We start from the raw sequence: 20,390 nt of genomic DNA, 5'->3' as shown, positions 1-20,390 counted from the left end.
ATAAAAATCAATATTTCTGGTCTATACGCCACTAACACCGTATTTTTGGGCTTTACTCTATTTTAATGGGGTTATCCCTTTATATTCTGTCTCAGGAAAATCACGACTGCGCTACGTTTTGTACGGATTCTGTACAGTTTATAAATATGACTACCACCTGTAACATTTTACAGGCAACCAAAAATCAAGTTAGAACGGTAGACCGGATTTTTTTATTTTATAAATTTACTTTGAAAAACCAAAATACTTTTCAATTAAAACTAAATTTTATGCTTATCTGCTCTAATCTCTTTAATCAAACATTAACAATGTTCCGTAATACCTTATAGCCTAAAATATTTAAGAAATTTACTGATTTAGTTAAATACGGCTATTTTTTATTTATAACATTTCATCTATTTTTCATATTTATTTTAATGTTTTTTTCATTATTAAAATTAGTTAATTTTTACTTCCAAAATCCTATTATTTTTATACGCCTTCAAATACAACAAAAACCTTTTAATTAAAGTTCTATATCATATTTTAACTATTCAAAAAATCAACTATATTAATATTATTTTAATGTTAAATATAAAAATAAAACATCTGTTTTAGCTACTTTGAATATATTTCAAAAATAATAAAATTGACTCTAAAAAATATTTTAATATTATGCTACAATTCTAACATCAATTTATTTTTTTAATGAAATTAGAATTTAAATGATAGCATTATCACTGTTAAACTATGTTTTATTATAAATAAATTGATAAATTATTAAATAATAAAAGGAGAGATTAATTATGAAAGATGATTTTAAAGACTACATCTGCTTTACTGATATGGAAAATATTGGAAGCTTAAATCAGCAGATGCAGAAAAATTTCCTATTCAGGGAAAATGAAATTAAGGATGAAAACATTGAAAAAATTCAGCTTGAAAACTTAAAATTCGGAATTTACTTTTCAGAACGAAAAAACGATAAAGATAGAATTTTAGTTGTAAAAAATAGAAAAAATATAAGATGCGGGAGCTATTTCATTAATGGAATAAAAAAAGAATTTTATTCCGACCTTTTCTTTCTAATCCTGTACAATGATGAAAAAAAACGAAATTTTATTTTTGAACAGCTGATTGACAGCCTTTTAGGAATTGCAAAGGTTAAAGATGTTGTTTTATAAACATATTCAGGATGTTTCAAATTCCAGTCGCTAAAACTAAACAAGTCCAAGACTTTAAATAAATATTTTTTGCAGTAGAAACTTTTTAGGCTAACTCTGTAAATTAAATTTTTGAGTTTAACTGTAAACTGCTTTTTTACTGTAATGTTATACCAAGCCCCATTTAAGAAATAGAAATAAAATTATAAAAATTTTTAAGATACATGCTTAAGAATTAAATTTGATTTTTTTAACAAGGTTATCAAATTAATTATTATTGAATTTTGCTTCTATTTTTTTTATGGGGCTTAGTATTACAATGAAAAAATATTATTCTGTAAATACCTTGTTTTTATATTTATTATGTGGTATTCTATTGTCAGAAAATAAAAAGTGAAAGGAGTATTAAAATGTGGTTTCCATTGTTTATAAATTTGGAAAATAAGAAAATTCTAGTAATTGGAGGAGGAAAAGTTGCCGCTAAGAAAATTGAGAAAATTTTAGAATATGGAGCTGATATTACAGTCGTAACTGAAAATGTTGTGGAAGAGAAATTGTTGAAGCTGGAAAATGTTAAGATTGAAAATAACCAAAAAATTGAAAATGATAAAGCCAAGATTGAAAAGCTTGTAAAAGGATATTTTTTGGTAATTGCAGCTACAGACAACGAGGAATTAAATGAAAATATAGCAAATGTTTGTGATTCCAATGGAATGCTTATTAACAATGTATCTTCAAAAATCAAGATGAATGCAATGTTTGGAGGAATTGTGAAAAATAGTGAGTTTCAAATTGCAATTTCTACAAGCGGGAAAAACTGCAAGCGTTCACGTGCCATGAAAAGTGAAATTCAAAAAGTTCTTGATAAAATAGAAAAATAAATATTTTAAATTTTAGAAATAATAAAATGAAAAAAGGTGAAGCAAAAATGTTTAAAAGACATAGAAAGTTACGAAAAAATGAAGTAATAAGAAACCTTGTAAAAGATGTGTATGTTGCAAAGGAGGACTTGATTTATCCAATTTTTATTGAGGAAGGAGAAAATATCAAAAGTGAAATTCCTTCAATGCCAGGAATCTTTAGATATTCTATTGACAGGCTTTCGGAAGAACTCGATGAGCTGTTAAAATTGGGGATAAATTCGATTTTGCTATTTGGAATTCCTAAAAACAAGGATGCTTGCGCTACAGAAGCATATAACGAGAATGGGGTTGTTCAGAATGCAGTCAGATTTATAAAGGAAAATTATGATAATTTTCTTGTAATCTGTGATATTTGCTGCTGTGAGTACACGAGTCACGGACATTGTGGAATACTCGATGAAAATGGCTACGTAAAAAATGATGAAACTTTGGAAGTTCTTGCAAAAACAGCACTTTCGTATGCAAAAGCAGGAGCAGATATTATGGCACCTTCAGACATGATGGACGGACGTGTGGAAAAAATTGCTGAAGTCCTGGCTAAAAATAATTTTGAAAATATTCCGATAATGGCATATTCAGTAAAATATTCATCAGCATTTTATGGACCTTTTAGAGATGCTGCAGATTCAGCGCCTCAGTTTGGAGATAGAAAGTCTTATCAAATGAACTTTCAATATTCAAAGGATTCAATAGATGAAGTCAATGAAGACTTGCGGCAGGGAGCAGACATTATAATCGTAAAGCCTGCGATGGCGTATCTTGATATAATAAAAAAAGTAAGTGATGCTTTTGAAGTGCCAATTGTGGCTTATAGTGTTTCTGGAGAATATTCGATGGTAAAGGCCGCGGCTCAAAATGGCTGGATTGACGAAATGAAAATAGTAATGGAGCAGATGTATGCGATGAAAAGAGCTGGAGCAAATGCCATTATTACATATTACGCAAAGGAAATTGCAAAATATTTGGAAAAATAAAAAATAAAAAAGAGAGAGTATAAAGTATGAAAATAGTTATAGCAGGAGCTGGTGTCGTTGGGGAATCACTTTGCAGCGAACTGTCAGAGGTGGGAAACGACGTAATCTTAATTGAAAAAGAGGAAAAAGTACTAAATAAGCTTATGGAAATTTATGATATAACGGGAATGGTTGGAAATGGGGCTTCATACGAAACGCTGCTGGAAGCTGGCGCAGACAGTGCCGATATTTTTATTGCGGCGACAGAGTCCGATGAGTTAAATATAATTTCCTCAATTATTGCAAAAAAAATAGGAGCAAAATTTACAATAGCAAGGGTAAGAAATCCTGAGTACAGTTCTAATATGCAGTTTGTAAGAGAAAATTTGGGAATTTCACTCATGTTAAACCCTGAATTTGAATCAGCGAAAAATATTGCCAATAAACTGATGTTTCCAGTAGCATTAAGTGTGGAGAATTTTTTTGGGCAGAAAGCAAATTTTATTTCAATAAGAGTCGAAAAGCATAGCTTTTTGAACGGAACGCAGTTAAAATATCTGGAATTTGATTCGCAGGACAAGATAATAATCTGTACTGTTAAAAGAGGTGACGAAATATTTATACCAAGTGGAGATTTTAAAATTCTTGAAGGCGATATTATTTATATTGCCGGATCTATTGACGCAGTACGTAAATTTTACGATAAAATTGAGCAAAGCAATTTAAAAATAAAGTCAACAATAGTTATTGGAGGCGGAACAATTTCTCATTATCTGATTAGAAAGCTGCTGGAAAATAAAAATAAAGTCAAGGTTATTGAAAACGATAAAGAACGTGCTGAAAAACTGAGCGAGGCATATTCAAAAGCCATTGTAATACGGGGAAATGAAGCAGATCAGGAATTTTTGATTCAGGAAGGTATAAAAAATTATGATGCTGTTGTAATCATTACTGACAGCGATGAGGAAAATGCAGTTATTTCAATGTTTGCAAATTCTATAACAGATGCCAAATTGATTACAAAAATGAACAGGACTTTATTGCTTCCAATATTGGAAAGCAGCACAGGGACTTCAACAGTCGTACCTAAAAAAGTTATTTCTGATATGATAATAAGTGTTGTAAGATCAAGAACCGATATGCGAAGTTCTACAATGAGTTTATTATACAGACTTGAAAATAAAGTGGAACTTATTACTTTTGAAATTAATGAAAATAGCGCCGCTATTGATATTCCTTTAAAAGACTTGAAAATAAAAAAAGGAACATTGGTTGCAAGCATATTGAGAAATGGAAAAATGATTTTTCCAGGTGGAAATGATATGATAAAAAGTAATGACAGCGTGATGATAGTTTCGACAATTCCTTCAATAGAAGATTTTGACGATATACTTGAGCGAGTTTAAGGAGTAAAAATGAATAAAAAAATGATAGGTTACATAATTGGAAAAATACTTATACTTGAAGCTGGATTAATGGTTTTACCTCTAATTATAAGTTTTTTGTACAATGAAAGCGCAAAATATAAAATTGCTTACGGCTCTGTAATACTTCTTCTTCTGGCAACTGGCTTTCTGCTTTCAGCAAAGCTTCCTAAAGATGAGCGGATTCAGGGAAGAGAAGGCTATATAATTGTTTCGCTTTCGTGGATTTTAATGTCTATGTTTGGAGCATTGCCGTTTGTATTCACAAAGGAAATACCGTCGTTTGTAGATGCTTTTTTTGAAATTGTGAGCGGTTTTACGACGACTGGTTCAAGTATAATAACTGATCTTAGTAAAATTAGCCATTCCAATTTATTCTGGCGAAGTTTTACTCATTTTGTCGGAGGAATGGGAGTGCTAGTTCTGGCACTTGCAATTTTTCCCAGTTCTGCCACTTCAGTTCACGTAATGAAGGCAGAAGTTCCAGGTCCGACATTTGGAAAGCTGGTGTCCAAATTATCAACAACAGCCAGAATGCTTTATAAAATTTATATTGTGATGACAATTGCTGTAATAATTTTATTAATGTTTGGAGGGCTGGACTTGTTTGAATCTTCGCTTCTTGCATTTGGTACGGCTGGAACAGGTGGTTTCGGAGTAAGAAATGGGAGCATTTTACCGTATAACAACCCTTATATTGAAATTGTTTTAGGAATTGGAATGCTAGTTTTTGGAGTAAACTTCAATATTTATTATTTTATTTTAATTGGAAAAGTAAAAGATGTATTTAAAAATGAAGAATTAAAATATTATTTGTTAATAGTTTTTGGAGCAATCGCATTAATAGTTTTTAATATATATCAAACATACGGCTCAATCTGGAAGTGCATAAGAGATGTATTCTTCTCTGTTTCCTCGGTTATTACAACAACGGGATATTCCACAGCCGACTTCGGAAAATGGCCGTTATTTTCACAAGTTATCTTGCTGATCCTAATGTTTTTTGGTGCATGTGCAGGCTCTACGGCTGGGGGACTGAAAATATCAAGAGTAGTGTTAATGGTAAAAATCTACTTTGCAGAAATAGTCCAAATGATAAGCCCAAATCGTGTAGTTTCAGTAAAATATGATGATAAGGCAGTAAATGTGAAAATGCAAAAAAGCATCGCAGTATATTTTCTAGTATATGCTCTTGTTTTTGGAGGAATTTTACTAATAATTTCCTATTCAGCGGATGATTTTATGACAGCATTCAGCGCTGTTGCAGCCACATTTAACAATATCGGCCCCGGACTAGGAAAAGTAGGTCCAGCATTCAGCTTTGCTGAACTGAATAATTTTTCAAAAGTAATCCTAAGTTTTGGAATGCTGGCAGGAAGGCTGGAAATTTTCCCAATGTTAATACTATTTTCCCCAACAACATGGAAATTAAAATAATTTATGATATAATAAAACTATAATCAAAAAAACAAAACAACCGATTGAAATTTGAAAATTATAAATAAATAAAATATTGTATAGGAGTGGATTTTATGAAAAAATTACTTTTAATTTTGATACTTGCGATGTCTACGGTAAGTTGTGAACTGTTTAGCAAGAGTTACTGGGATAGGGTAGAGAAGTCCAGAAGAGAAGAAGGTAGAAGATGTTATAAAAGAGCTGATGGAATTTATTACTGCAAGGATAAATATGGGAATCGAGTTGATTAATGTGTGTGGAAGCAGGATTTTGGGGATTCTGCTTCTTTTTTTGTTTTGGGACATAGCTAAATAAATTTTGACAAAACAGTCACAAAAGCGATGTTTACTTTTTCAATTTAATGATTGTCCTCATTTTTAGCTTAAAAAAAATAGAAAAATCAAAGAAAATATGATATACTATTATAAACAAATTATAATGGAAATAAAACCAAGGAGGAAATTTATTATGAAAAAAAGTATATTGGCAGTATTTGCAATTTCAATGACATTATTTGCGGCTGGAGGGAACGATGTGAAAAAAGTTCATGAGAAGACAGCAAAACTGGAAAAGGATTCATACTGTAACAAACCTGGTTCTTATGGAGAATTTAAAAAGATAAACGATAAAGACTACAGAGTTGATGTAGATTTTGAAAAATGTGTATTTGATGGAGAAACTTATGAAAATGTAAAAGTTGGCGTGTTAATTCAAAATGTTGAAAAAACTGAAAAATATTTGAAAAAATACAAATACATGCATTTAAAAGCAGGTAAAAACCTAGTTTATAATTCAAATGACAACAGCTACTATTACAATGGTTCTTGGGCATTTAATAATGATAAAGCTTATCCAACAGTATTTGATGGTAAATAATTTATAAATAAATTTAGGACGGCAGTTTTATTAAATTGCCGTTTTTATAATTTTTGAGGTTAGATTTTGTAGCAAAACTTCTTTAAAATCAAACTCAAAAGCTATGACTATTTTACTCAAACCCTAAATTTACCATAATTTTTAGTAGTTCATTTTTAAATGGGTTGGAATATACTTAATAAATTATTTTCATAACAAATGCATGAAGATTAGATTAAATTTTTAATACTCGCAAACATAAAAAAAACAGCTATTAAAAAAATTAACTAACGAAAAATTGAAAGGAGAACATAGATGAAGTTAATGTTCATATATGATTTGAATATCTTTAAAGAAGGGCTGATGTGAACCACATGAATAAAAAAAAAGAATGCGAAGAGCTATGGGCAAAAAATAAATATTATGTGTTAAGCAAATCGCATAAAGTGTACTTGGAAATAAGAAATTATTTGAAAGAAAAAGAAATTGATATTGTATTTATTAATGAAAGAATACAAAAAGTAAGGGATATGAAAGAAAGTAAAAAAGATTTTAGTAATGCAATTCTTCATTTATGGGGATATTTCAAAAAAAAGGCAACGAAGATCGAAAAACAAGGATTATTTAACATATTGGAAGAATACATGGGAGGAAGAAGTAATCAGAAATCGCTAATTGAATATATCAATACTTTACTAAAGAAATATCCAAATAAATATTTACAAGAATCTACTTTATTAACAGGAGAAAACAATGAGACTATGGCATGAACAAATTATTCATCTATTACCTAAAAACCAGCTTCTTGGTCAACATAGAGAATGTTGTGCGCTTAGGGGAAATGGATGGAAAAAGAAACACAAAACAGTAGACTATGTATTTTTATATTCTCCATATTATTTATTTATTTATCATTCATTGGTTATGGATGAAATGGAAAAAAGAGGGTATAAAGTTTCTAAAGAATGGAGAGATAAGAATTATAGGGGAAAGAAAGCAGAAAATTATAATAATCTTGAAGAAAAAAATATAGATAGCCCAATTTACAAAGAACATGATAATGAATATTTAGTTGAGTGTATCGAAAATTTGCAAAAAAAAGGGATTAAATTAGAACTATAAAAGTTTTGATTGTTTTAACTGCTACAACTCATTGTCCTGCAGGGGAGACACAAGCTAATGATTCATGTAATAATTTTTAAATAATAAAAATAGCTGTGAAAAGAGAATTATTTTAAAATCTTATTCAAAAATCCTCTACAATATGATAAAATGTATTTAGATTTTTAAAGCTAGATTTAAAGCTAATCTTTCTTTAAAACATAAAATATATATTGAAATGAAAGGAGATGTATGATTAAAAGAGTATCATTACTGATGTTATCAATTTTAATGATGATGACTGTTGCTGTGCAATCATACAGTAAAGAGTATAAAATGAAAGTAAAGATTATTACTGCAAAAGGTGATGTTAATATTAATTTATTACCTGATAAATCGCCTGTAACTGTTGCTAATTTTGTAAACTTAGCAAAAAAAGGATATTATGATGGATTAAAATTCCATAGGGTTATTGACAACTTTATGGCACAAGGAGGAGATCCAACTGGAACAGGAGCAGGAGGACCAGGATACCAATTTGAAGACGAAGTTAATAATGGACTGAATTTTTCTAAAGCTGGTAAACTAGCTATGGCAAATGCTGGACCAGGAACAAATGGAAGTCAGTTTTTCATTACAACTGTACCAACAGAATGGTTAAATGGTAATCATACAATTTTTGGAGAAGTTGTGTCGGATGCTGATTTAGCTGTTGTAAAAAAATTATCTAATGGAGATGTAATGACAAAAGTTGTAGTTGAGGGAGATGTTGATGCTTTCTTAAAAACTCAAAAAACTCGTGTTGACAGCTGGAATAAAACATTAAAACAAAATTTTCCAAATAAATTTTAATTGAAGGGAACAAAAAAATGGCAAAAGAAAAAGTAGTTTTAGCATATTCAGGTGGACTTGATACATCGATTATCATACCTTGGCTAAAAGAAAATTATGATTTAGAAGTGATTGCGTGCTGTGTTGATGTTGGACAAGATGAAGATATGGAAGCTGTAAAAGTTAAAGCCATTGAATCAGGTGCTTCTAAAGTTTATGTAGAAGATAAAAAAGAAGAATTTGTAAAAGATTATGCTTTCCGTGCTTTAAGAGCAGGGGCAGTTTATGAAAATAAATATTTATTGGGAACTTCATTTGCAAGACCATTAATTTCTAAAGCATTGGTGGATGTTGCCCACAAAGAAGGAGCGACGTATATTTGTCACGGATGTACTGGAAAAGGAAATGATCAGGTTAGATTTGAAACTGGCGTATTTTCATTAGATCCAACATTAAAAATTCTTGCACCTTGGAGACTTTGGGACATTTCTTCAAGAGAAGATGCAATTGACTATGCACAAAAAAATGATATAAAAATAACTGTAACAAAAGAAAAAATTTACTCAAGAGATCAAAATCTATGGCATATTTCACACGAAGGCGGAGATATTGAAGGGCTTGAAAATGAGCATAAGGAAGATATTGTCTATATGATGACAACTCCACCTGAAAAAGCACCAGACAAGCCAACATACGTAGATATTACATTTGAACAAGGTTGGCCAGTAAAAGTTGACGGCGAAGCATTGGAGCCAGTGGAATTATTAAGAAAATTAAATAAAATTGCTGGAGAAAATGGTGTTGGTGTTATTGACATTGTTGAAAATAGATTGGTTGGAATGAAATCAAGAGGAATTTATGAAACACCAGGCGGAACATTGTTAATGGAAGCACTAAAAGAGCTTGAAACTTTAATTTTTGATAAAGATACTTTTGAATTTAAAAAACTTGTTTCTCAAAAATATGCAAGCATAGCTTATTCAGGACAATGGTTTACACCCCTTCGTGAAGGACTTGACGCATTTGTAGATGAAACTTCAAAAAATGTAAATGGTACAATAAAACTGAAATTATACAAAGGAAGTATAAAAATTGCTGGAAGATTTACTGATTTTGCATTGTATGATGAAGAAATCTCTTCATTTGGTGCAAGTGAACTTTACAGTCACAAAGACGCAGAAGGATTTATAAAATTATTCTCACTTCCAAACAGAATCAGAGCTTATAAAAAACATAAATAAAATTAAAATAAGGAATTCCTGAAATTAAAATAATTTTGGGAATCCTTTTTTATTATACCTGCCTAAAAGCTATAAGTATTTGAAATTATAACCAATTTACTTAAAATTTGGAATAAAAATATGTAAAAATAGCGGATATAGCTTAACCTGTCGTTCTCATTTCATACCATATCCTGTTTAAATAGCGAAAATAATATAAAGTATCAAAATAACGTGATTTTTTTCAATAAAAATGATAAAATATAAAAAATTTAAAAACAAAAATGGAGAAAATTTATGAAATACATAAAAAATTTTTTTGAACAATTTATTATTTTAATCCAATTTATGACTCGTATTCCTATTCCGATAAAAGTAGATTATAGCGAAAAAAAGCTGGGAAAATCAATCAAATTCTTTCCTTTAGTTGGATTAATTATCGGATTAATCCTATATTGTACACACTTTTTAATTGCAACTTATTTAAAAAACATTCTTTACAGCAAGACAATAATTGCCATACTTTTAATAATTGTCGAAATTATGACTGTTGGAATAATTCATATTGATGGGCTTGGCGATACTTTTGACGGACTTTTCAGTTATGCGAAGAAAGAAAGAATGCTGGAAATTATGAAAGATTCTAGAATTGGAACAAATGGAGCTGTAGTTTTAATTTTATATTTTATTGCAAAAATAGCCCTTATCTCTGAAATTATAGCAATAAATCCTAAATATTTAATAATTTTTCCAATCATTGCAAGATTGTCAACCTCTACAAACGCTGGACTTACAGATTACGCCAGAAAATCTGGAATGAGTAACGCCATAATTTCTGAAAATGGAATTTTTGAAGTAATCTTTTCACTTGTTTTAACCAATATCCTAGTATTTTTTATAATTGGCTCAAAAGGTACTGTTACTGTATTTGTTGCACTTTTATTTATAATTCTGTTTATGCTGAACGTACGGAAAAAAATTGGAGGGATAACTGGTGACACAATGGGAGCTTCTCTTGAGCTGACTTCGATTTTAGTTTTATTTTTAGGAATTATTTTACGATAAATAAAATAGAATAAATAAGAATAGTAAAAAAGAAAGGAAAAGCCAAATGACAGAAATTTTATTTATAAGGCACGGGGAAACAGACTGTAACAAAAAACATTTATATTATGGGCATTTGAACCCTAGTTTGAATGAAACGGGAATAAACCAGTTAAAAAATACGAAAAAAAAACTTGAAAAAATGAACGAAAAAATTGATATAATATTTTCAAGCGACTTAAAACGATGCCGAGAAAGTCTGGAAATTTTGGAAATTGACAAAAATATAAAACAGCATTTTTCTGAAAACCTGAGAGAACTGAATTTTGGGATACTTGAAGGAAAAACTTACAAAGAGATTGAAAACCAGTTTCCACATTATGTAAATGAAATGAAAAATAACTGGAGAAATTTTAAGGCAGAAGGTGGAGAAAGCCTTTCTGATTTGCAAAAACGAAGTGTCGCAAAAATTAATAAAATAAAGAATGAATGTAAAAATAAAAAAATCCTTGTTGTCGCTCATGCTGGTGTTATTCAATCCTTAATCAGTTATTATTTATTCAATAATCTTGATGGCTACTGGCAATTCAGGCTGGATAATGGGAGCATTACAAAGATGACTGTTATGAATGATGGATTTATTTATTTTAATTATATTAATAAATAAAATATTAACTCAAAATGTTAGAATCTGAATAAAGATGAGAGCAAAAGAAACTATCAAAATTCTTTTACTAATTTTACTGGAAGTATTGAGATACTTAATTGAAAAATTCCTGTAAAAGGAAAAGAGAGTGTTGCACCACTCTCTTTTTTTATCTCCAAATGTTAATTAGTTTTATGGAATAATCATATCACATAAGTTATTTTAAATCAACTAAATTTTTTTATTAAAAAGTATGTTTAAATCCAATTGTTCCTCTAAATCCAGAACGTCTTGAATTACCAAACGACTGTTCATATCTTGTGTCGATGTATAAATTGCTTTTTTGTCCTAATGGTGCTTGTGCTCCTAACCCTATTTCTCCCCAAGTTGTACCAAGTTTTTCAGTTGCTTTGTCAGAACCTATGTTTGCGTATTTATTTTCATATTTTGTAAAATCATGCCAAACATTTGCTACAGCATAATATGTATTTATTCGCCCCTCATCTGAATTTCCATTATAAGAAAGTTTGATTCCTGTTCTTCCACGTAATCCATTTCTATTATCCTGACTGACTTTTCTCAATCCATCATTAAACGACTTTGTGTTCAAGTACTGATATATTAACTGTGCTTGTGGCTGAATTGCCCATGTCCCAGTTTTTCCAATTCCAAATGATTTTCCAGCTTCTCCTGAAAATAATAATCCATATCCTCTTTGTTTTGCATTAAAGTCATCTCTTGATTTATATTTATTTTGTAAATATGAAATTTGTCCTACTAAATCATAATATGAGCCGTTTTCTGTATATTTTGTTTTTGTAATACCTAATGAAATACTTTCCGCTTTTCCTTTACCTGTATATTTATCATCAGAAATTCTTCCATTTTCAGTACGGTATCTGTCAAAAAAATCTGCACTTGCCCTATTATATGAAATATAGCCACCTAATAAATGATTATGCCCATTTTTATCCTTATTTATTTTAAAGTCATGCCCCAGCTGCACTCCATAAAGATTACTTTCGTATTCAAATCTTTCCTTACCTTTTTCGCTCACACCACTACCGTAAATTCTTGTCCATAACTGTCCTTTATCAGCTGACATCTTTTCTAAATCTAATATTTGGTTTTCTCCTCTTCTTTCATATAAAGTTCCAGCAGAAGAATAACCCATTTCCATATTTATTTTTGGCATTAATACATAAGCCGATACTGGCTGTGCCATAATGTAAATTGGACGGCTCGAACTTGAACTTCCAGTACTTCCAGCTCCACCAATCACTCCAGCAGTGGCTCCAGAACTTCCAAGAGGTGCAATAGTCCAGTAGTATTCCCAAATACCATTAACTTGTCTGCTCGCAAGTTGAGCCTCTGCCGCTCCAGCCGTTCTTGCTGTTCCAGTAAATGTAGTTGGTGTAGAATTTCCAGCCACTTTTACAACCGGTACACTGTTTATACGTTGTGATAATTGTTGTACATTTCCTGGAATATAATTATCAAATTGATTTTCTTCTGGAGTGTCATCAATATAAACTGGTACTACCTTTGTTGTACCTGTAGCATTTCCCGTAATGTAAACTAAATCTGATTCTGAATTTGCTCCATTTTCATCCCCTGGAGCATTCCAAATAGTATTCATTTCAATTGTAGCGTTATTTCCGTGATAATTTCCTTCTATAATAAGTTTATCTTTACTGGAATCATTTTTTAGTTGAATAAGTCCACTGTTATTAAGAGTTCCATCATTATTAATTCCATCAGATGTTAATTTTATATAATAAATTGAAGTTACTCCGTCACTTTCTGTAACATTATCTTCATCAAATGATATAAAGGACTTATTACCTATATTTAACGAATTAAGTGTTGCTCTTTGTTCAGAAAGTGAATTATTTTTACTTAATCCCCAGTATGCTCCATCTATTAAATTTACATTTAAAACAGATTTTCCATGTTTTGTCATTAAACCTAATATTTGCGTTCCTCCATCGCCTTCAGTGCCATCATCTATTCCATTAACTGTTAGTTCTGAATAAACTCCATTTGTTTCATCAGCTTCAACTTCAACTACCCAGCCACTATTATTTGAATGAATTTGTGATTTAAAACCATTGCTGCCAATTAAATTAAGTTCTGCATTTTTTATGCTCTTTCCATTTTTTGCTTCAACTTTCACAGTAGATTCTGTCGAATTTCTTGGTGCCCATATAAACACATCTTTTAAAGTTACTTTTTGATTTATAGCACTAGAACTTACACCAGTAATTGGATCTGTTACTGTATACAAAATTGCTTCTTTTGACGGAAGAATAGATATTTCAACAGAATCCCCGCCTACACCTGTACCTGTTGCCTCAAATTCTGTATTTGAATTTGTGACTGTTATTGCAGTTCTAGGTGTAAACAAAGGTGCTTGCGTTGTCGCATCAATATCTCCATATCCTTTCAAAGTAAATTTTTTACCCTCACTAATTCTAAATGCTCCATGTGAATTGTATGAATTAGAAAAATTTAAAATTTCTCCATCTCCTGTACCTGAATTTACAATGTATTCTCCATTTGCATTTGGGGTTATTGGCGCTGCCGTTCCCAGTCCGCCTGTCATTAAAAATGTTATTAGCAACATTTTTGTGTATTTGTATTTTTTCTTTAAAATTCTTTTTAAAAATCTTTCTGTTTCTTTAAATAACATGCTCTCTCCCTGTTTGTTTTTTTTTACATATTAAATATACATATATAATTTATAGTATTTTAACATTTTTTATTTTTTTTGTCAATTTTTGTTTTAATAAAACATGTTAAAAAAGCTGACATATATTCCATAGTTTATATTTGAATAGCATTAATAAACAGCTGTCAAATGAGAAAAAGGCATCATTAATTAAAAAATTTAAAATTTTTTATTTAGCCAAATAAATAATAAATAAGCACTTCAAATTTTATTAAATTTGTTATATAATATTCAAGTAAATATTTTTTAATAAAAGGATTATGCGTTATCCCTTAATTAACGTAAATTTATGAAAGGAAAGGATGAAATGTTTAAATAATGGAATTGCTGACAATAAAATTAAAAAAATTGTTTTCAGAAAATATAAATAATATTTTTAGTGCTGATTATACAGAAAAAGTCGATATTCAAAATTCCACGAAAAAAGAATTTGGGGATTTTCAGACAAATTTTGCGATGGTCAGTTCAAAATTAATTGGTAAAAATCCACGAGAAATTGCAAGTACACTTGTAGATAATTTTAAAGAAAATGATATTATTGAAAAGTTGGAAATTGCAGGACCAGGGTTTATTAATATTTATTTGAAAAATAGCTTTTTAAATGAAGAGATAAAAAAAGTGGAAAATGAGAAATATGATTTTTCCTTCTTAAATACAGATAAAACTGTTATTATTGATTATTCTTCTCCCAATATTGCTAAAAGAATGCACATTGGACATTTGAGAAGTACGATTATTGGGGACTCTATAAAAAGAATTTTACAATTTTTAGGATTTCATACACTTGCTGACAATCATATAGGTGATTGGGGAACACAGTTTGGAAAACTTATTGTAGCTTATAAAAATTGGCTGAACAAAAAGGCTTATGAAGAAGATCCGATTGGTGAACTTGAAAGAATTTATGTGCAGTTTTCTGATGAAGCTAAAAAAAATCCTGCTTTGGAGGATGAGGCTCGTGAAGAACTGAAAAAATTACAGCTTGGAGATGAAGATAATCAAAAACTGTGGAAGGAATTTATAGATATTTCGCTAAAGGAATACAATAAAATTTACGACAGGCTTGATGTAAACTTTGATTACTACTACGGCGAATCATTTTACAATGATATGATGCCATCTGTATTAGAAGAATTAAAGGAAAAAGGCATTGCACGTGAAGATCAGGGAGCATTGGTCGTATTTTTTGAAAATGACAAGCTGCCGCCTGCAATTGTACAGAAAAAAGATGGAAGCTTCCTGTATACAACTTCTGACCTGGCTACAATGAAATTTAGAAAAAATAATCTAAATGTGGATGAGGCAGTTTATCTGACTGATGACAGGCAGCAAAATCACTTTAAGCAGGTTTTTGAAATTGGAGAAATGCTGGGAGAACCTTATAATTACAAAAAGACTCATGTTGTATTTGGAATTATGAGATTTGGAGATGGGATGATTTTTTCTTCTAGAAGTGGGAATATAATAAGACTTGTTGATTTACTGGATGAGGCGAAAACTCAAGTTAAAAAGGTAATTGATGAAAAAAATCCGAATATTCCTGAAGATGAGAAAGAAAATATTGCTGAAATTGTCGGAAGCGGAGCTATAAAATATTTTGATTTAAGCCAAAACAGAACTTCTGATATAACATTTACTTGGGACAAGGTTCTTAGTTTTGAAGGAAATACAGGTCCTTATCTGCAATATACTTATGTTCGGATTATGTCAATTTTTAGAAAATTGAAGGAAGAAAATATTGATGTAGAAAATGAAAACATTATTTTAGATGATATGACTGGCATTGAACGAGAATTAGCTGCAGAGCTTTTAAGATTCCCACAGGCAGTAGTAAAATCCTATGAAAGTTATCGTCCAAACATAATAGCTGACTACTTATTTGATATGGCAAAATTATTTAATAATTTCTATAATTCAAGTTCTATTTTGAAGGAAGAAAATAAAAAAGTCATGGATGCACGAATTTTACTGGCGAAAAAAACTGCATTTGTTTTAAAAGAAGGTCTTAGCCTTCTTGGAATTAAGACTGTAGATAGAATGTAAATTTAGAATTTTAGTTAAAAAACATAAATAATGTAACTTTTACTAAAAAAGAGAAATAAATTAATCAAAAAACAATTTTGATTTAATTGGGATTTAATGATTATGGTGTATACTATATTCAGATCGATTAAAAGATCTGAAACCTCAATTAACCCCCCCTTTTATGGCCCTCTTTTTTAAGAGGGCTTTTTACTTTTTATACATCTAAGGATTTCAGCATAATAATCAACTGATTTATTAAATTAAAAAATTAAATATAGAAAAGAGGAGAAAAATGGCAAAACAACAACAATTTCTTTATGATTACAGAAATGATCATGATGAAAGTGGAAAAGGATTAGGAAAAATCGCGTTTATTTTACTTATTTTTTCAATACTTCTTGTCCTGCTTTCACATTTCGTATTAATTGGAAAAAAGGAAAAATTTGAAAAGGAAATCCCTGTTTTAAAAGAAAACAGGCAGACACTTGAAAAAGAAGTCGAAGTACTTAACGGACGTGTAAAACATAGTGAAGAAAGCTATAAAAAAGTTGAAGCGCTAGTAAATAAATATAAATAAGAAGGAGTAGATGAATGAAAAAAATATTATCAATTATCGGTTTAACACTTGCTATAGCAGGATTTTTATATTCAGGTTTCCATATCTTTGGAACAACTGCAAAATTTATAGAACAGCATAACCTAAAATCAAACATAAAAAAATTGACTGCCGATAAGAACAAGAAAACTGAGGAGCTTGCGGCACTTACTAAAAAAAATGCAGAAGTAAAGGCACAATATGAACAACTGAAGGCTGACAAAAAAATTAAGACTGTATACTTGACTTTTGATGACGGGCCTTCAGGACACACTGATCAAATTCTTGAAATTTTGAAAAAGAATAATATAAAAGCGACATTTTTTGTAATTGGAATCGGAAAAAATTATAACGACTATAAAAAAATAATTGATCATGGGCATGCGCTTGGGTTGCATACCTATTCACACATATATAAAGAAGTTTATGCAAACGAGGAAAGTTTCTTTAAAGATCTTTATAAAATAAGAGATGCTGTAAAATCGACAACAGGATTAGATGTAAAAATCACAAGATTTCCAGGCGGTTCAAGCAATGCGATAGCATCTAAGGCTTTAAAAACGGCTATAATTAACAGAATGACAAAAGAAGGATATGTGTATTTTGACTGGAACTGTGATTCTACTGACGCTTCCGGAAATAATGTACCTGTGGAAAAACTGGTTAAATACGGCGTCTGCACAACTCACCCTGATATTAATGTCCTAATGCACGATACAAATGCCAAAAAAACAACAGTCCAAGCTTTACAAAGAATTATTGACGGATATAGAAAAGCTGGATATACATTTGAAACACTAGATGTAAATAGTCCAAAAATTCAACATGTTAAGCAGCCTGAACTGAAATAACTAAGTAAAAAATAAGTAATTAAACATTAAAAATATGATATAATGTAGAAGTTGTTTAAACTTTAAAATTAATCCTTTTAAATGTTAAACACTATAACAACTTGATGTTATAAAAATTTTATTTAAGGAGAAAAATAATGAAAAAAATAGTTACTTTGTTTGCAGGTTTAGCAGTATCACTATCATTAGCTGCAGAAATAAATACTGATAACAATAATATAATCTACATAAAAAACGAAATGATAAAAGCTGTTGATAATAGTGCTGATTTATATGCTGTAAAATCAAACAAAACTTCTACAAAAGAAAAAACTTCAAATTCAGGAAGTTCTAAACATTCACAAACTGGAACTGCTTCATACTATAGTAAAGGATTACATGGAAGCAGAACAGCTAGTGGAGAAAGACATAACAGACATGAAATGGTAGCGGCACATAGATCGCTTCCATTTGGTACAAAAGTAAAAGTAACAAACTTGAGCAACGGAAAAGAAGTAGTTGTAAAAATTAACGATAGAGGTCCTTTTACTAAAGGACGTGTAATTGACTTGAGTTATGGAGCTTTTTCAAAAATAGAAAATCCTGGAAAAGGACTTACGAAAGTAAAACTTGAAGTTTTAAATTCTTTAAAATAATTGTTTAGTTATTTTAGAATTATAATTATAAATCTTAAAATAGAGAAAAGAAAGGTGGAAATATAGTGTTAAATGGTAAAATTGCATTAATTACAGGTGGTTCAAGAGGAATTGGAAAGGAAATCGCACTAAAATTTGCAGAAAATGGAGCGACAGTAATTTCTGGAGATTTGATTGATCCTGATTATAGCCATGCAAATGTTTCTCATGTAAAATTAAATGTTACTGATAGAGAAAACATAAAGGAAATTGCAAGCGAAATCAAGGAAAAGTACGGAAGATTGGATATTCTTGTAAATAATGCAGGAATTACAAGAGATTCCTTGCTTCAAAGAATGAAGGAAGAAGACTGGGATTTAGTAATTGACATTAACTTAAAGGGTGTTTACAACGTGATGCAAGGATTTGTTTCTTTACTATTGAAGAGTAAAGCCTCAAGTGTAATAAACATGGCTTCTGTTGTAGGAATTGATGGAAATGCTGGTCAAACTAACTACGCAGCTACAAAAGGTGGAGTAATAGCTATGGCAAAAACTTGGGCAAAAGAATTCGGTAGAAAAAACCTTAGATCAAATGCAATTGCACCAGGATTCATCGAAACAAATATGACACATGTATTGCCTGAAAAACTTATAGAAACTGTACTTGCAAATACTCCGCTTAAAAAAATGGGAGACGCTGAAGATGTTGCAAATGCCGCATTATATTTGGCAAGTGATATGTCTAAATTTGTTACAGGACAAGTTTTAAGAGTTGATGGAGGATTAAATTTATAATTTAAATAAATTTATTTAAAAATGTCAAAAAATAAAAAATTCTATGCTTATTTCATTATAGATACAAATGAAAATGGAATACTTGAAAACTGGTCAAATTGTCAAAGAAAAGTAAGCGGCAAGAAGGCACGTTATAAATCATTCAAAACTTTTTTGGAAGCAGAAAAATGGCTAAATTCTGGAGCAAATTACGAGAAAAAGGAAAAGGCTGATTTAACAGAACTGTACTCTGAACTAAATCGAGATGCAATTTATTTCGATGCAGGAACAGGGCGTGGTAACGGTGTGGAAGTTAGATTAACTGATTTTAACGGTAATTCACTGCTTTACAAAATTATGAATGAAAAAAATATTAATGAATTTGGAAATTATTATGTTGCTGACACCAGAACAAATAATTTTGGTGAATTAGTCGGGATTTACACAGCTTTTGTCTATGCTAAGAAATACGGCACAAAGGTTATTTGCGGAGATAGTTCGCTAATTATTGAATACTGGTCAAAAGGACGATATAATAGTTCTAATCTGGAAAATGACACAATTGAACTTATAAAAAAAGTAACTTTAATGAGAAATGAATTTGAAAAAAAAGGTGGAACTGTAAAAAAAATCTCTGGAGACGTCAATCCTGCTGATTTAGGTTTCCATAAATAATACTAAATGAAGGAGGCTTTTCATGAAAAAAATATTATTAACAGCAATGATGCTAATGATATCTGTTATTGGGACAGCTGCAAAATCAAAAGCTGCAAACAAATCCTATAAGGGGGATTATTCAAGATCAACAAATACTTTTATCTACATAAAGGATAATCTAGTATTTCCAAATAAGACTCTTAACTACACAGTAAAGGATTCTACTGGGCTGCTTGATCGTATTTATGACTTTATTGGGAAAAAATATGGCGTAACCGATGAAGATATAGTCAATTTGGATGTTAATGGGGTTGTTTCTAAAGATGGCGTGCTAACTATACAAAGAATAAACAATTACAGAATACCTGAATATAAGTTACATCCTGAACTTGGCTATACTGCTCCATCAAATCTTGATGTAGCTCCCGTTACTGCACCACAAGAAGATTCTTTAGATAATTCAAATCTAAATAATGATACTGGATCTTTTTTTAATCAAGAAACTGGAAATTAGTTATCAAGTTAAATTATAAAAAGCAAGGAG

21 protein-coding genes and 1 other RNA gene are annotated in these 20,390 nt (G+C 30.2%); 21 read left to right on the top strand and 1 reads right to left on the bottom strand.

Going from position 1 to position 20,390, the window contains the following annotated elements; translation table 11 throughout:
• The first annotated feature begins 10 nt into the window (after positions 1-10).
• The 14 genes from ssrS to FVE77_RS02185 all read left to right on the top strand — a co-directional run bounded on the left by ssrS (position 11) and on the right by FVE77_RS02185 (position 11,618).
• Positions 11-213, top strand: a non-coding RNA gene (gene ssrS / locus FVE77_RS02245) — 6S RNA.
• A gap of 572 nt (positions 214-785) precedes the next feature.
• Positions 786-1,163: a hypothetical protein gene (locus FVE77_RS02240; RefSeq protein ID WP_026745353.1), complete on the top strand. Its 378-nt coding sequence runs from the start codon at positions 786-788 to the stop codon at positions 1,161-1,163.
• A gap of 389 nt (positions 1,164-1,552) precedes the next feature.
• A complete protein-coding gene (locus FVE77_RS02235; protein WP_026745352.1) occupies positions 1,553-2,023 on the top strand; it encodes a precorrin-2 dehydrogenase/sirohydrochlorin ferrochelatase family protein in 471 nt (156 codons plus the stop codon).
• A 47-nt stretch (positions 2,024-2,070) separates the two neighbouring features.
• A complete protein-coding gene (gene hemB / locus FVE77_RS02230; protein WP_026745351.1) occupies positions 2,071-3,039 on the top strand; it encodes a porphobilinogen synthase in 969 nt (322 codons plus the stop codon).
• A 26-nt stretch (positions 3,040-3,065) separates the two neighbouring features.
• Positions 3,066-4,424, top strand: coding sequence for a Trk system potassium transporter TrkA (gene trkA / locus FVE77_RS02225; protein ID WP_026745350.1), 1,359 nt, complete (start codon positions 3,066-3,068; stop codon positions 4,422-4,424).
• Positions 4,425-4,433: 9 nt separating this feature from the next.
• Positions 4,434-5,879, top strand: a complete 1,446-nt coding sequence (locus FVE77_RS02220; RefSeq protein ID WP_026745349.1) for a TrkH family potassium uptake protein — start codon at positions 4,434-4,436, stop codon at positions 5,877-5,879.
• A gap of 95 nt (positions 5,880-5,974) precedes the next feature.
• On the top strand, positions 5,975-6,151 hold the full coding sequence (locus FVE77_RS12590; protein ID WP_026745348.1) for a hypothetical protein: 177 nt from the start codon (positions 5,975-5,977) through the stop codon (positions 6,149-6,151).
• A 217-nt stretch (positions 6,152-6,368) separates the two neighbouring features.
• On the top strand, positions 6,369-6,776 hold the full coding sequence (locus tag FVE77_RS02215; RefSeq protein ID WP_026745347.1) for a hypothetical protein: 408 nt from the start codon (positions 6,369-6,371) through the stop codon (positions 6,774-6,776).
• A 353-nt stretch (positions 6,777-7,129) separates the two neighbouring features.
• The gene (locus FVE77_RS02210) at positions 7,130-7,525 is read left to right on the top strand and encodes a YbgA family protein (RefSeq protein ID WP_036087422.1); all 396 of its coding nucleotides are present in this window, start codon (positions 7,130-7,132) and stop codon (positions 7,523-7,525) included.
• Complete coding sequence (locus FVE77_RS02205) at positions 7,509-7,877, top strand: TIGR02328 family protein (protein WP_026745345.1); 369 nt, start codon at positions 7,509-7,511, stop codon at positions 7,875-7,877. The genes FVE77_RS02210 and FVE77_RS02205 overlap by 17 nt, the downstream gene beginning before the upstream one ends.
• 276 nt (positions 7,878-8,153) lie before the next feature.
• Positions 8,154-8,708 (top strand): peptidylprolyl isomerase, encoded by a 555-nt coding sequence (locus FVE77_RS02200; protein ID WP_051254449.1) that lies wholly within the window; start codon positions 8,154-8,156, stop codon positions 8,706-8,708.
• A gap of 17 nt (positions 8,709-8,725) precedes the next feature.
• A complete protein-coding gene (locus tag FVE77_RS02195) occupies positions 8,726-9,928 on the top strand; it encodes an argininosuccinate synthase (protein WP_026745343.1) in 1,203 nt (400 codons plus the stop codon).
• A 276-nt stretch (positions 9,929-10,204) separates the two neighbouring features.
• Positions 10,205-10,972, top strand: coding sequence for an adenosylcobinamide-GDP ribazoletransferase (gene cobS / locus FVE77_RS02190; protein WP_026745342.1), 768 nt, complete (start codon positions 10,205-10,207; stop codon positions 10,970-10,972).
• A gap of 46 nt (positions 10,973-11,018) precedes the next feature.
• The gene (locus FVE77_RS02185) at positions 11,019-11,618 is read left to right on the top strand and encodes a histidine phosphatase family protein (RefSeq protein ID WP_026745341.1); all 600 of its coding nucleotides are present in this window, start codon (positions 11,019-11,021) and stop codon (positions 11,616-11,618) included.
• A 223-nt stretch (positions 11,619-11,841) separates the two neighbouring features.
• Here FVE77_RS02185 and FVE77_RS02180 read toward each other — a convergent pair whose 3' ends face one another.
• Positions 11,842-14,289 carry an autotransporter outer membrane beta-barrel domain-containing protein gene (locus tag FVE77_RS02180; RefSeq protein ID WP_051254445.1) on the bottom strand — a complete coding sequence of 816 codons (2,448 nt, stop codon included), beginning with the start codon at positions 14,287-14,289 and terminating at the stop codon, positions 11,842-11,844.
• Between the two features lie 357 nt (positions 14,290-14,646).
• Here FVE77_RS02180 and argS point away from each other — a divergent pair, with 357 nt between their 5' ends.
• The 7 genes from argS (at position 14,647) to FVE77_RS02145 (ending at position 20,360) form a co-directional block, all read left to right on the top strand.
• Positions 14,647-16,371 (top strand): arginine--tRNA ligase, encoded by a 1,725-nt coding sequence (gene argS / locus FVE77_RS02175; RefSeq protein WP_026745340.1) that lies wholly within the window; start codon positions 14,647-14,649, stop codon positions 16,369-16,371.
• A gap of 274 nt (positions 16,372-16,645) precedes the next feature.
• Complete coding sequence (locus FVE77_RS02170; RefSeq protein WP_006805817.1) at positions 16,646-16,930, top strand: hypothetical protein; 285 nt, start codon at positions 16,646-16,648, stop codon at positions 16,928-16,930.
• Positions 16,931-16,944: 14 nt separating this feature from the next.
• On the top strand, positions 16,945-17,799 hold the full coding sequence (locus tag FVE77_RS02165) for a polysaccharide deacetylase family protein (protein WP_026745339.1): 855 nt from the start codon (positions 16,945-16,947) through the stop codon (positions 17,797-17,799).
• Positions 17,800-17,936: 137 nt separating this feature from the next.
• Positions 17,937-18,434, top strand: coding sequence for a septal ring lytic transglycosylase RlpA family protein (locus FVE77_RS02160; protein ID WP_036087420.1), 498 nt, complete (start codon positions 17,937-17,939; stop codon positions 18,432-18,434).
• A gap of 65 nt (positions 18,435-18,499) precedes the next feature.
• Positions 18,500-19,210 (top strand): 3-oxoacyl-ACP reductase FabG, encoded by a 711-nt coding sequence (fabG, locus tag FVE77_RS02155; protein WP_026745337.1) that lies wholly within the window; start codon positions 18,500-18,502, stop codon positions 19,208-19,210.
• 21 nt (positions 19,211-19,231) lie between these two features.
• Positions 19,232-19,864: an RNase H1/viroplasmin domain-containing protein gene (locus tag FVE77_RS02150; protein ID WP_026745336.1), complete on the top strand. Its 633-nt coding sequence runs from the start codon at positions 19,232-19,234 to the stop codon at positions 19,862-19,864.
• A gap of 46 nt (positions 19,865-19,910) precedes the next feature.
• Complete coding sequence (locus FVE77_RS02145) at positions 19,911-20,360, top strand: hypothetical protein (protein WP_231284763.1); 450 nt, start codon at positions 19,911-19,913, stop codon at positions 20,358-20,360.
• Positions 20,361-20,390: the final 30 nt, after the last annotated feature.

The organism is Leptotrichia hofstadii (genome assembly GCF_007990525.1).
Lineage (GTDB): Bacteria > Fusobacteriota > Fusobacteriia > Fusobacteriales > Leptotrichiaceae > Leptotrichia > Leptotrichia hofstadii.
The sequence above is the reverse complement of the archived record's forward strand: the minus strand, read 5'-3'. Positions and strand labels throughout refer to the sequence as shown.

Bases quoted from the DNA above. Each gene is read 5' to 3' on its own strand.
- FVE77_RS02240 (WP_026745353.1), top strand. From the start codon at position 786: ATGAAAGATGATTTTAAAGACTACATCTGCTTTACTGATATGGAAAAT.
- FVE77_RS02235 (WP_026745352.1), top strand. From the start codon at position 1,553: ATGTGGTTTCCATTGTTTATAAATTTGGAAAATAAGAAAATTCTAGTA.
- hemB (WP_026745351.1), top strand. From the start codon at position 2,071: ATGTTTAAAAGACATAGAAAGTTACGAAAAAATGAAGTAATAAGAAAC.
- trkA (WP_026745350.1), top strand. From the start codon at position 3,066: ATGAAAATAGTTATAGCAGGAGCTGGTGTCGTTGGGGAATCACTTTGC.
- FVE77_RS02220 (WP_026745349.1), top strand. From the start codon at position 4,434: ATGAATAAAAAAATGATAGGTTACATAATTGGAAAAATACTTATACTT.
- FVE77_RS12590 (WP_026745348.1), top strand. From the start codon at position 5,975: ATGAAAAAATTACTTTTAATTTTGATACTTGCGATGTCTACGGTAAGT.
- FVE77_RS02215 (WP_026745347.1), top strand. From the start codon at position 6,369: ATGAAAAAAAGTATATTGGCAGTATTTGCAATTTCAATGACATTATTT.
- FVE77_RS02210 (WP_036087422.1), top strand. From the start codon at position 7,130: ATGAATAAAAAAAAAGAATGCGAAGAGCTATGGGCAAAAAATAAATAT.
- FVE77_RS02205 (WP_026745345.1), top strand. From the start codon at position 7,509: ATGAGACTATGGCATGAACAAATTATTCATCTATTACCTAAAAACCAG.
- FVE77_RS02200 (WP_051254449.1), top strand. From the start codon at position 8,154: ATGACTGTTGCTGTGCAATCATACAGTAAAGAGTATAAAATGAAAGTA.
- FVE77_RS02195 (WP_026745343.1), top strand. From the start codon at position 8,726: ATGGCAAAAGAAAAAGTAGTTTTAGCATATTCAGGTGGACTTGATACA.
- cobS (WP_026745342.1), top strand. From the start codon at position 10,205: ATGAAATACATAAAAAATTTTTTTGAACAATTTATTATTTTAATCCAA.
- FVE77_RS02185 (WP_026745341.1), top strand. From the start codon at position 11,019: ATGACAGAAATTTTATTTATAAGGCACGGGGAAACAGACTGTAACAAA.
- FVE77_RS02180 (WP_051254445.1), bottom strand. From the start codon at position 14,289: ATGTTATTTAAAGAAACAGAAAGATTTTTAAAAAGAATTTTAAAGAAA.
- argS (WP_026745340.1), top strand. From the start codon at position 14,647: ATGGAATTGCTGACAATAAAATTAAAAAAATTGTTTTCAGAAAATATA.
- FVE77_RS02170 (WP_006805817.1), top strand. From the start codon at position 16,646: ATGGCAAAACAACAACAATTTCTTTATGATTACAGAAATGATCATGAT.
- FVE77_RS02165 (WP_026745339.1), top strand. From the start codon at position 16,945: ATGAAAAAAATATTATCAATTATCGGTTTAACACTTGCTATAGCAGGA.
- FVE77_RS02160 (WP_036087420.1), top strand. From the start codon at position 17,937: ATGAAAAAAATAGTTACTTTGTTTGCAGGTTTAGCAGTATCACTATCA.
- FVE77_RS02150 (WP_026745336.1), top strand. From the start codon at position 19,232: ATGTCAAAAAATAAAAAATTCTATGCTTATTTCATTATAGATACAAAT.
- FVE77_RS02145 (WP_231284763.1), top strand. From the start codon at position 19,911: ATGATGCTAATGATATCTGTTATTGGGACAGCTGCAAAATCAAAAGCT.